The sequence below is a fragment of the Flavobacterium sp. LC2016-13 genome, from assembly GCF_009707955.1.
In the GTDB taxonomy this organism is placed as follows: domain Bacteria; phylum Bacteroidota; class Bacteroidia; order Flavobacteriales; family Flavobacteriaceae; genus Flavobacterium.
On sequence record NZ_WMDQ01000007.1, the window covers coordinates 258322 to 270878 of the forward strand.

Below are 12557 nucleotides of genomic sequence, written 5' to 3' on the forward strand. Positions count from 1 at the left end.
GCAAAGTGTTAAAAATAAGCACGAAGCTGAACATTTCCTGTGTGAACCGTACTTCCGGTCTCACTTTTTCTTCCCTGATAATTTAAATTCACATCTAAAAACTGCGTGATGTTTTTCTGCAAAAGCAACTTCCAAACTAAGTTTTGTCCCGCCTGAAGCCCTTCTAACATCTGAAAACCTACAGATGAAAACTCATTTCCGACAAACTTATTTTCATAAAAAGAAAATTCACCGTTCACCGTTACCTTTTTTTCTCCCGCATACGAGAATGAAGTTCCGAGTCGGTTTTGAGATAAAGTTTCAAAATTTCCAATCTGGTTTTTCTTGTTTTGCAATTCATAAAAGAAATCCAAACTCGTATTCTTTGAAAACAAATAACTAATTTTTGGTGCAATTTGATAGCCTTCCAAATCATAATTCTTCTCTGTAAAATCTTCAGAAACCAAATTTGTTTTTATCGTTTTGGTAAATAAGTTAAACAACCAGCTTTTTTGATACAAATGCGTATACTGTAATTGATGCGAATTATTAGTGACATTTTGAGAGCCAATCGAAAGCAGGTTTTTTCCTTTATTAATAAGGTAAGAATACGTTACAGAATGTTTCTGTTTTCCGCGATTGTAATACAAACTGTTTCTGAAACTCGAATTCAGTCCCAAAACATTTTCCTCAGATGAACTAAATGGATTTAGCTCTAAACGATCTCCAACAGTTTTCACCTTTCGATCCATAATAAAAGACGTCTGGTTATAAAAATAAGAAGCCAGTTTTTTAAAACCAGTTTCGTTTTGCCATTGCAGCGGATTCAAAGTAACCGATTGTGAAAATTTATTTTGATTGGTTTTGATGTAAATCTGATTCGGTAAAAATATTCGGATAAACTTTGCCTGATCCGGAAAAGGAGCAATCTCAAACTCTTCCAATTCCTGAATTCCGTTGCCGTTATAATCATTCCACGTATAAACACCTTGTCCAGTTGGAACTTCAATATAGGTAAATTCCTGTTGTGCTATAGTTCCTGAACTCGTTTCATAAACCGTTCCTATTTGCATAAACTGATTAAAAAATCGATCATTGTACAGGATTCTCGAATTTAATGAAGGTTCATTTTTTCGGGAAGGCTCTGTAAAATTTAAAGTTCGATAACTCGCATAAACCGCTAAATCTGTTTTTTTATTCTGAATTAATTTCGATTTCAAAACATACATTTTAGAATCATTTACATGTTGCAGCAAACCATTTTGCAAACTATCATTGCGACGTTGCAAGTAGCCCAATTCTACAAAAACTTTTGTGCTGTCGCCGCGGCCAACAAAAACGCCATATTCTGAAAATCTCTGGCTCAAGGCCGAAAACTGATTCGTAACTTTATCTTTTTCCTGATTATCTTCGATCTGAATACTTCCGCCAACCCAGTTTTTACCAAAATGATATTTGGTTTTAGTTAAATTCCGAATGAATTTTGAAGTCGAGTTTGTTGCATCCGTATTCAAAAAACTGCCCTGATTTTGAATCGTCCATTTATTCAATTTAAAAAAAGCATTTGCCGTATGTCTCGATCCCGAATAACTTTCGGTAAAATCTAATTTTTCAAATTGATACGTAAACAAACCAATATTCGAAGTTTCCTTTTTAGAAAATAAATCAAAATTCAATCCCGTAACCAACAAACTCTGATTGCCTAAAAGTGTCGTATTTAAATTCCAATCCCGATTAAATTCAATATTATACAAACGTTCTACAGATCTAAAATCTTTCTGAACAAATTGATAATTGGCAAAACCGTCTAAAGTCCAGTCTCTTGTAAAAAGACGTTTTTTAATATTCGTTTTAAAAGCAATTCCTTCATTATTAGAATCATCAATATTCGAAAATAAATTCAAGTCATTGTTGCTCATTGCGATTTCAAAATCGACCAGTGTTTTTTCATTAGGATTGTATTTTCCTAAAAATGTAGCAACCTGAATTTTCATTGGCGCAACCAATTTTACAATCGGTTCATAATTTCCCTGTAAAAAACCATTTACAGGAGCAACATATTCGTAAATACGCTCGACAGAATTATTGTTTTGAATAATATAATTTCCAAGATTATTACCAACAAGACTAAACTTTACATTATATAAAACATCAGTAGATACATTTGAATATTCATAAACTTCAACTGAATTAATAATCGTTTTTTTATACAAAATCTTGGTTTCGGCATAAGCATCTTCATAAGCAGAAGGCGCAACCATTAAATTTTGATCATCGCCCGCCTGACTTAAAATCTGAACCTGATCTTTAGAAAGATTTTGTTGTAAAGGCTGGTTTTTTAAATCATTTTCAGAATATATATAACCGCCAAAACTCCAGTTTTTATTCTCATGCGTTGCGCCCGCATACGTTACCATTCGGTTATAATTTCGTTCAGAATATTGATATTCAATATTAATACGCATTTCAGAAGTAATCGTAAAAAGCGATGTAAAAACAATTTCACCCGCATTATAATCAATTACATAATCGTTGTTTTCGCCACGTTTCAGCAAAACACCGTTTACATAAACGCGCTCAGAACCTGAAATAACCAAAACATACAATTCGCCATTTTGTCCTTTCAATTTATACGGACCCTGATTTCCTTCCTGACCCGTAAAAGTACTTTTGGCATATTGTCCTTTTACAAAAGCAACCGATGCAAAAACATTAGTTTTACTCTCTTCAGTATCAAAATCAACACTTGCCGAGAGACCTTGTACTTTTTTATTAAAATTTAGAAATTGCGTTTTCCGGTTTTCTAAAAAAACATCGCCTGCGCGGATGTTCCAGTCATCGCTAAAAAGTTCCATAAAAATATTATCGAACTGATCCAGTTTTTGCGAATAACCACCATCCTGCAACGGAATATTACTGTCCTGCAATGAAGCCCTTAAACTCACTTTGTCGGATATTTTTCCTGTAATCTGAAGATCTAAATTGGAGTTTAAAACCGTATTCTGATTATTTCCAATAGTGACGCCACGCGTAATGCTTCCGGAAGTATTTAAACCATCAAACGGAGTCACTTTTTTGGCATTGGCATTTTCGAGTTTGTATAATTTCTCTGTTCCAACATCGTTACTAACAACCTGGCTGTCATTATAAATTCCGTATTCCTTCGTTAGAAAATCAGGATATCTTAAATAGTTAACGATTAAAGTATCTGAAGCAAAGTTGAATTTTTCGTTTAAAAGCAAAGTTCCTTTTTGAAAATCGATTCGATAAAAAGTAGAATCAATAGGTTCTTTTTTTGAATTTAAAAGTTCAAAAAAGCTGGAATTAATGCTGAATTTTTCAAGATGAATCGTATCCCGCGTCGCAATTACTTTTTTGGTTTGATACGATGATTCCGTTTCCTGCGCCTGAAGACCAGAAAACCAAATAAGCACCGTTAAAAACAGTAATTTTTTCAACATAAGAATTGTAACTCTAAAAAGCCAAAAGTAGTATTTATAATTGGTAAAATTTGAGGCTTTTATTCGTTGATTTTATTGTCAATTAGGTTATTATTATATGATTTTGAAATAGTAGTAGCATCATAAATCAATCTTTTTTTTAGCTTTGTCTGCATCTAACGAACTTCAATTATGGATACCGGTAAAGAACTTTTATTCTTTTTTAGTGCTTTGGGCGCTTTCAACGGAATAATTCTGGGCGTGTATTTCTTTTTCTTTACCAAGAAAAAATACCTGACCAATTATTTCCTGGGCGCACTTTTGTTTGCATTAAGTATCCGAATCGGAAAATCGGTATTTGTATATTTTGATCCTGCTTTGCCTAAAATGTATTTGCAGTTTGGGCTTACCGCTTGTTTTTTTATAGGTCCGTGTTTATATTATTTTCTTAGATCTGCGGTTGAAGAAATTCAGGTAATGCCAAAATCATGGAAACTCATACTTTTATTCTGGGGAATTGTTATTGTAAGTGTGGGATTAGTATTTCCGTATGAAAATTATCCGGAATTGTGGACGCATTATTTTATAAAAGCAATTTATTTTCAATGGGCTGTTTATATTGTTTTTTCAGGTTTTGCAAGCAGACGAGTGCTGAAAAAAATCATAAGTAGAAAAGACAAAACAACGCCGGCCGAAATGTGGTTCGGAATGCTTTTTCTGGGAAATTTTCTATTATTTCTTTTTTATTTTCTTGCCATAATGGGTGCTTCCGGAGCAACATACATAAGCGGAGCAGTAGTTTTTTCTTTTATTTTATATCTGATTATTTCGATTCTTTTATACAGAAAAAAAACAGACGATTTGTTTTTATTAAATGCACAGAAAAATTCAGGTAAAAAAATAGAGGAAAATGAAGCTGTTATTTTATTCGGAAAACTGAAAAGTATAATGAACGAAAAGGGTTTATATAAAAATCCAAACTTGAGTTTACAGGATTTGGCTCAGGAAATTAATATATCAAGCCATCAATTATCGCAGTTTTTGAACAATAATCTTGGAAAGAATTTCACCAGTTTTGTCAACGAATTCAGGATAAATGAAGCGTGCAGAATCATAACATCAAACGATAAACTTACGTTAGAATCTATAGGTTATGATGTTGGTTTTAATTCTAAATCGACATTTTTTGTAGCCTTTAAAAAACATACGGGAACAACGCCATTAAATTATCAACTACAGGCTTTACAAACTTAGATTATGAATCTCGGGAAAGAAATTTTATTCTTTTTTGGTGCTTTGGGCGCATTCAACGGAATTATTCTGAGTATTTACTTTTTCTTTTTTACGAAGAAAAAATACCTCACGAATCTTTTTTTGGGTGCAATGTTACTGGCTTTGAGTGTACGAATTACCGTTACGGTTTTTGTTTATTTTAATAACGCATTGCCAAAAACATATCTTCAAATTGGGCTTTCCGCTTGTTTGTTAATTGGTCCGTTTTTGTATTTTTTTATAAAATCCGGAATTCAGGGAATCAATACTATTTCTAAAGCCTGGAAATGGAATCTGATTTTCTGGTTGATTACTATTTTGAGTATCGGTTTTTTGCTTCCTTATGAAAATTATCCTGTTTTATGGAATAACTATTTTGTTGAAGTCATCTTTCTTCAATGGTTTATGTATATCTTTTTATCAGGTTTTGAAAGTAGAACTTTGCTTCAAAAAATAGTAAACAAAAATGAAAAAGCCAGCGCTGCAGAAGTATGGTTTGGAGCTGTTTTTCTTGGCAACGCTATTGTTTTTATATTTTATTTTCTGGGATTAGCCCGAATTCCTTTCATTTCCTGCATTACCGGCGCCGTATCTTTTACCTTCATTTTATATTTAATTGTTTCTGTTCTTTTATACCGAAAAAAAACAGACGATTTATTTTTGTTGCATATTCAAAAAGGCAAAAAAATAGATGAAAGTGAAGCAGCAATTTTATCTGAAAAGCTTAAAAATATAATGAGCGGGAAAGAATTGTTTAAAAATCCAAACCTGTCTTTACAGGATTTGGCTCAGGAACTGAACATTTCGAACCATCAATTATCTCAGTTTTTAAATAATAATCTGGGTAAGAACTTTACAAGTTTTGTAAACGAATTTAGAATCAACGAAGCTTGTAAAATTATTACTTCAAATGGTAAACTTACGCTCGAATCTATAGGTTATGATGTTGGTTTTAATTCTAAATCGACATTTTTTGCTGCCTTTAAAAAACATACAGGAACGACACCTTTAAACTATCAATTGCAGATTTTACAGGCTTAAACAGAGTATTGATTTATAAATTCGTACTCCTGATTTCTCATTCCGTTACCTCATTTTGCGATTTACAACTGACTTTTGTCACAACCAAAAGTCTAATCTTAATCGTTAAAATTTATGAGATTCTTAATTTCAGTTTTCATTTTTATTTACTTGTTTTTATCGTCTGTCGCGATAAAAGCACAAACTACAAAAACAACTCCGGAGAAAGTTACAGATCAAAATAATGAGTTAAATGAAGTTGTCATCAAAAGACAAGCTTCATTAGTAAAATATTCGGCAAACGGAACAATAGATGTAAATGTTGCCAATACAGTACTTTCGACAAGCAGTTCTGTAAATGAATTATTAAGCAGAGTTCCGAATGTTGTCGTTGCCGAAGGACAAATTAGCGTTCTTGGAAAAGGTGAAGCGATAATTTATCTCAACGGAATATTGATTAATTATGAACGTTTTGCAGCGATTCCGGTTTCTCAAATTTTAAAGATTGAAGTTATTTCAAATCCTTCTTCAAAATATGATGCCGAAGGAAAAGCGGTTATCAATATTATCACTAAACCAAATATAGAAAACGGAATAATGGGAACGGCAAGTCAGCAAGTTACGGTTTCGAAATTTGCAGGAACAAGTACCAATACACTTCTTGATTTTAATTATACAAAAGGAAAATTTTCTTTTATAACCAATTACGGACTGCAATTAGGAAAAGGAAGAGAATTGTTATACACAACAAGAACGCGACCAAATCCTGATGAATTTGTGCGATCAGAATTGACAACGGATTGGAAAAGACAGTTTAATAATTATTCGAATTTCGGAATTGGTTTGCAATATACTTTTTCTCCAAAAAATTATATTTCATTAGCCTATAGCGGTAATATAGAAGATTTGGGCGGAGTAGTAGAAAGTAGAAATTCGATCACAAACAATACCGGGAAAAGTTTTTATGCAACTGATATTGCTAAAAATGACGTTTTGCTCAATCAGTTCATTAATCTAAATTATAATGCCATAACCGATAGCAAAGGTTCTTCGTTGTTTATAGGAACCCAATATTCAAATTACAACGGTACTGTAAATGATTTTATTAATGAAAATAGTGTTGTTGATGAAACTGATGGAGAAAGATATCTCAAAAATAAAGTTGGTAACACTATAAATATCATAAGCTTGCAAGCTGATTATTCAAGAAAAATTGGCGAAAACACAAAACTTGAAACCGGAGCTAAATTTAGTAATGCGACTATAAAATCGGGAACAGATTTTTTAATTGCCGATGCAAGCGATATGAATTTTGAGTTTGATGATGAACTTTCGAGTGATTTTAAATACGAAGAAAAAATTAGTGCCGCTTATTTTAATTACGGAAGTTCGATTGGCGAAAAGTTCAATTTTTCAGTTGGCGCCCGAGGCGAATTTACAAAGTATGATTTATATACAAGCGCAAACGGAATTCAGAAATTCGACAAAAGTTACGGCACTTTTTTCCCAAATATGCTCTTGAATATGGATTTTTCAGAAGATCTAAAAACGCATTTTTCATTTGTTTCCAGAATAACACGCCCAAGATATCAGGCACTAAATCCGTTTGTAGTATATCAGGATCCGTTTACGACTATAGAAGGAAATCCGAATTTACTGCCCGAAAAAGTATATGCTTTTGAAATAGGAGCAATGTATAAAAAGTTTGATTTTAAAGTGGGTTATACCCATAAAACAGACCCTATTTCTGCAGCTGCTTTAAGAGGTAATACACCAAATAGTTATATTTTGAGATCTTTAAATCTGGAAAAAGAACATACTTTTTTTACGTCGCTTTCAAAATCGTTTAATGTTAAATGGTGGAATTCTACCAATACGGTAAGTATGAATTTAACCAAATCGATTGATAATGCTTATTCTTATGCATTAGGCGCGGTAAAACCTCAAATATATTTGTATTCTAATAATACATTTACGATTCCCGATCTTTTCAAAATTCAATTGCTTGCGTGGTATTTGGGAGAAAAAAGTTATGGTTTACGACATGATAATAGCCGCTCAATTGTAACTTTAGGAATTGAAAGAAACTTTTTTAAAGATGCCTTAAAGCTGAATTTTACCGCGAATGATATCTTTCACGATTTTATGGTTTCAGGAGATTATGAAGTCGGACAAACCGAAATATATTATCATAGAACTTATACCACAAATTACTTTAAATTGATTGCGACGTATAATTTCGGTAATTCTAAAAAATCAAATTATAAGAAAACTGAAATTGAGCAAAGTGAGAATAATAGGGCGAGGTAGAAACAAAAAAGGTTTCACATATTGTGAAACCTTTTTAATATATTTTGAATTAAATAATTAACTTTTATAGTAAAATTAATTAAGTTCTTTAGTCACAATTTGCATTGTTTCGCGGCTTACTTGTTTTAGTAAAACCTCTTTATTTTCTTCAACCGTTTGAGCAGCATTTTCTGTAAAGTGACGAATCGTATATAAAGTTACATTTTCGCTATAATCAACTTTGAATTTTTTCGAAAGAATGGCATTCAATTCATTAAAGTTTTCAAATTTATCTTCTACACAAACAGAAAAACTAATTGCAGAGTTCTGAATCAGATTCACTTTTAGTTTAAATTCATGAAACAATCCAAAAATCTCACTAATATTTTCCTCCATAATAAAAGAGAAATCTATTGATGAAAGCGAAATCAACAACTGATTTCTTTTTACAATAAAACAAGGATATTGTGGTTCAAGATCAACACCTTTAGAAACACAAGTTCCTTTTAATAACGGGTTGATAAACGATTTTACGTATAACGGAATTTCTTTTTTCTGTAATGGCTGTAATGTTTTTGGGTGAATAACCGTTGCGCCGTAAAAAGCCAATTCGATAGCTTCACGATACGAAATTTGGTTTAGCAAACTCGCATTTTCAAAATAACGCGGATCTGCATTCATAACTCCCGGAACATCTTTCCAGATCGTTACACTTTCAGCATTTAAGCAATAAGCAAAAATTCCCGCCGTATAATCAGAACCTTCACGACCTAAAGTTGTAGTAAAATTATTTTCATCAGCGCCTAAAAATCCCTGCGTAATATTTAATGTTTTTCTCGGTACATTTTTACTAATAAGTTGTTGCGTTGTTTCCCAATCAACTTCAGCATCTCTGTAATTTGCATTCGTTTTGATGAAATTACGAACATCAAGCCATTGCGTTTTAATACCGCTGAAATTCATGAAATGACTCAAAATAGTAGTCGAAATCAATTCTCCAAAACTTACAATCTGATCGTAAACAAAATTATAATTTGGAGATTTATTATGTGCCAGAAAATATTCTAATTCTGAAAACTGCTCATTTACCGCAGTAAAAACAGCATGTTTTTCATCATCAAATAAATCTAATAATATTTGATTGTGGTATTTTTTAATTTCCTGTACAGATGAATTTAACTCTCCCGATTTATCAAAATAATTCTTGATCACAACCTCAAGAGCATTTGTGGTTTTTCCCATTGCCGAAACGACTAAAATCACATCTTCATAACCCACTTTTTGCAAAACGTCGTATACGTTTCTAATTCCTTCAGCATCTTTTACCGATGCACCACCAAATTTAAATACTCTCATTTTTAATTTTAGATTTTTAATTTTAGATTTCAAATTGAATGAAATCAAGTATTTCTTTATGTTTTTTTGCCACAGATTATAGAATTAAAATGATTTTATAATCTGTGTCGGACGAATATTTTTATAATTTTTCTAAAAACGCATTAATTCCCGCTTCATCCATCTGAACCACTTGCCATCCATCTAGGATTTTTGCTCCGGAGTTCTCGTAAAATTTAACTGCTGGTGTATTCCAGTCCAGAACATTCCATTCGACTCTTCGAACATTATCTCGTTTTCCCTGTTTCATTATTTCAGCATAAAGCGCAGATCCTAAACCTGTACCGCGCATTTTTTCTTTCACGATTAAATCTTCAAGATGAATTGTTTTTCCTTTCCAGGTAGAATAGCGGTAATAGTACAATGCAATTCCAACAATTTCCTTTTCAAGTTCAGCAACAAATACGTGAAACAAAGGTTTTTCGCCAAAACCATCACGTACTAAATCGTCAACTGTAATAACAACAGCTTCAGGTTCTTTTTCGAATATTGCCAACTCTTGTATTAATCCCAAAACGGCTTTCATGTCTTCAGGATTTCCTTTTCTAATATTCATATATATGATAGTTTTTTTAAAATTATATCTTGGCTCTTTTGTTTGCAATGTGTCTGTTTAACACAGAAGATTTAAAAAAAGACAATTTCCTATATTCTTATTATTAATCACTTATTAGCTAAATATGTATTTTTTTATACGGTATTTTCAGCTTTAATTAGCAAATATACAATAGTGGCAAACTAACGAAATAATTTTTAAACCATTCTCACAAAAAAAACGATATTTGTGACTTAAAATTAAAACTACAACGATATAGTAATGGAAGAACGCAATAAAACACTGGGAGAGTTTATTATTGAGAACCAAAAAGCATTTCAGTATTCGTCGGGAGAGCTTTCCCGAATTATCAACTCTATTCGTTTGGCAGCCAAGGTTGTCAATCATAAAGTAAACCAAGCCGGATTAGTGGATATTATTGGCGCTGCAGGCGAGCAAAATATTCAGGGAGAAGATCAGCAAAAATTAGATGTCTATGCAAACGAAGTATTTATCCAGACGTTAATAAACCGTGAGATTGTCTGTGGTATTGCTTCAGAAGAAAACGACGATTTTATTACAGTTCAGGGGAGCGACAACTGTCATAATAATAAGTACGTGATCTTAATGGATCCGCTTGACGGATCTTCAAACATTGATGTAAATGTTTCTGTAGGGACTATTTTTTCTGTTTTTAGAAGAATAACTCCAATAGGAACTCCGGTAACAAGCGAGGATTTTTTACAACCGGGAATCAATCAGGTGGCAGCAGGCTATGTAATTTACGGAACTTCGACAATGCTGGTTTATACAACGGGTTATGGCGTAAATGGTTTTACATTAAACCCCGCAATCGGAACGTTTTATCTTTCACATCCAAACATGAAATTTCCTAAAGACGGAAATATCTATTCAGTAAACGAAGGAAATTATGTTCATTTTCCGCAAGGAGTAAAAAATTATATCAAATATTGTCAGCGTGAAGAAGAAGACAGACCTTATACTTCAAGATACATTGGAAGTTTAGTGGCTGATTTTCATAGAAACATGATCAAAGGCGGAATTTATTTATATCCAACAAGTTCAAAAGCACCAAAAGGAAAACTACGTTTATTATATGAATGTAATCCAATGGCATTTCTTGCAGAACAAGCAGGAGGAAAAGCAACAGATGGTTTTGGTAGAATTATGGAAATCCAGCCAACAGAACTGCACGAAAGAGTTCCTTTTTTCTGCGGAAGTTATAATATGGTAGAAAAAGCGGAGGAATTTATGGCGGAGGCGCTTTAGGTTACAGTATTCAGTTTTTAGTGTTCAGGCTCAATTTAAAATAAATAGAAAACCCGACAGATTTTTAAACTTGTCGGGTTTGTATTTTTATATTATTATAAGTTTTTATCTTCAGTTTAAAAACTGAACACTAAATACTATTTATGCATATGTTGCATTTCGTAAACAAAAGTGTCTGCATCTACTTTTTTATCTACTAGTGATAATGCTTTTGCTATGATATAATTTACGTTGCTTGGTGTAAAACCCAAAGCAATTCCTAATTTTCTCAACATTACTTCTTGTTGGTCTTCCAAATGATGATCTACATGCACCATTCTAGTTAAATCGTATAAACGCTCTAAACGCTGAACGTGTAAATAAGGCGGGTTGATTGGATATTTTAAAGGATCGTTAAGAATTTCTTCGTATTCAGTCTCTGAAATTTCTAAACGTGAAGCTAATTTATCCAAGAAACTCTTTTCTTCAGGAAGTACTATTCCGTCTGCTAATGCTACACGAACAATTGCTGAAAAGTGACCTTTGTTTCTTTGTTTGAATTCGCTATCGAATAAATCTGAAAATGACATAATTATAGAGTTTTTTATCACGCAAATATAAATCTTATTTTAAATTATTAATTTTAATTTTCTCATAAAATTTAACTTATTTTTCTGCGTTGAATTAATGTCGGGCTTTATTTACTTTTCAAAATTAATCGTAAGTTTACAGCCCCTTAATCAATTAATACCATTTTACCTATGTCAGAATTTTGGATTTATTTTCAGATAGGATTAAAGCACGTTTTAGATATTCACGCTTATGATCACGTTCTTTTTTTAATCGCATTAACCGTTCCGTATACCTTTAAAGACTGGAAACGCATTTTACTTTTGGTTTCTGTTTTTACAGTTGGGCACACATTGGCCTTGTTGCTTTCGGTTTTTGGAATCGTTGCTGTAAAAGTAAGTCTTGTTGAGTTTTTAATTCCCATTACAATATTAATAACCGCCTTTTATCATCTTTTTACAGCAGGAAAAGCAGCTAAAAATGATGGATTGAATTTGATATTTTTTGTGACCTTGTTTTTTGGGATAATTCACGGACTTGGATTCTCTAATTATTTTAAAACAATTTTAGGAGGTACACCAACGTCAAAATTAGTACCTTTAGGGGAATTTGCATTAGGGATAGAAGCTGCGCAACTTGTTGTTGTTTTTGTAGTTTTGATATTGTCATATATAGTACAAACCGTATTTCGTTTTTCAAAACGCGATTGGGCACTTGTAATGTCGGCTTTTATTATTGGAGTTGTGGTTCCGATGATTATTGATAGCCCTATTTGGAACAGATAAAAT

At 32.4% G+C, this 12557-nt stretch carries 9 protein-coding genes; 5 read left to right on the forward strand and 4 right to left on the reverse strand.

Features of this window, described 5'->3' with window-relative positions; all coding sequences use genetic code 11:
• Positions 1-8: 8 nt before the first annotated feature.
• Entirely contained in the window at positions 9-3440 is a 3432-nt protein-coding gene (locus GKZ86_RS15870) for a hypothetical protein (protein WP_154784053.1), read from the reverse strand.
• A gap of 171 nt (positions 3441-3611) precedes the next feature.
• Here GKZ86_RS15870 and GKZ86_RS15875 point away from each other — a divergent pair, with 171 nt between their 5' ends.
• The 3 genes from GKZ86_RS15875 (at position 3612) to GKZ86_RS15885 (ending at position 8021) form a co-directional block, all read left to right on the forward strand.
• On the forward strand, positions 3612-4673 hold the full coding sequence (locus GKZ86_RS15875; RefSeq protein WP_154784054.1) for an AraC family transcriptional regulator: 1062 nt from the start codon (positions 3612-3614) through the stop codon (positions 4671-4673).
• A 3-nt stretch (positions 4674-4676) separates the two neighbouring features.
• Positions 4677-5732 carry an AraC family transcriptional regulator gene (locus tag GKZ86_RS15880; RefSeq protein WP_154784055.1) on the forward strand — a complete coding sequence of 352 codons (1056 nt, stop codon included), beginning with the start codon at positions 4677-4679 and terminating at the stop codon, positions 5730-5732.
• A gap of 114 nt (positions 5733-5846) precedes the next feature.
• Positions 5847-8021, forward strand: a complete 2175-nt coding sequence (locus tag GKZ86_RS15885; RefSeq protein ID WP_154784056.1) for an outer membrane beta-barrel family protein — start codon at positions 5847-5849, stop codon at positions 8019-8021.
• A 75-nt stretch (positions 8022-8096) separates the two neighbouring features.
• Here the strand turns inward: GKZ86_RS15885 and GKZ86_RS15890 are convergent, their stop codons facing one another.
• Positions 8097-9356 (reverse strand): aspartate kinase, encoded by a 1260-nt coding sequence (locus GKZ86_RS15890; protein ID WP_154784057.1) that lies wholly within the window; start codon positions 9354-9356, stop codon positions 8097-8099.
• Positions 9357-9477: 121 nt separating this feature from the next.
• Positions 9478-9951: a GNAT family N-acetyltransferase gene (locus GKZ86_RS15895; protein WP_154784058.1), complete on the reverse strand. Its 474-nt coding sequence runs from the start codon at positions 9949-9951 to the stop codon at positions 9478-9480.
• 261 nt (positions 9952-10212) lie between these two features.
• Here GKZ86_RS15895 and fbp point away from each other — a divergent pair, with 261 nt between their 5' ends.
• Positions 10213-11220, forward strand: a complete 1008-nt coding sequence (gene fbp, locus GKZ86_RS15900) for a class 1 fructose-bisphosphatase (RefSeq protein ID WP_154784059.1) — start codon at positions 10213-10215, stop codon at positions 11218-11220.
• 137 nt (positions 11221-11357) lie between these two features.
• Here the strand turns inward: fbp and GKZ86_RS15905 are convergent, their stop codons facing one another.
• A complete protein-coding gene (locus GKZ86_RS15905) occupies positions 11358-11789 on the reverse strand; it encodes a TerB family tellurite resistance protein (protein WP_154784060.1) in 432 nt (143 codons plus the stop codon).
• Positions 11790-11960: 171 nt separating this feature from the next.
• Between GKZ86_RS15905 and GKZ86_RS15910 the strand changes: the two genes are divergently transcribed.
• The gene (locus GKZ86_RS15910; protein ID WP_154784061.1) at positions 11961-12554 is read left to right on the forward strand and encodes a HupE/UreJ family protein; all 594 of its coding nucleotides are present in this window, start codon (positions 11961-11963) and stop codon (positions 12552-12554) included.
• Positions 12555-12557 lie beyond the last annotated feature (3 nt).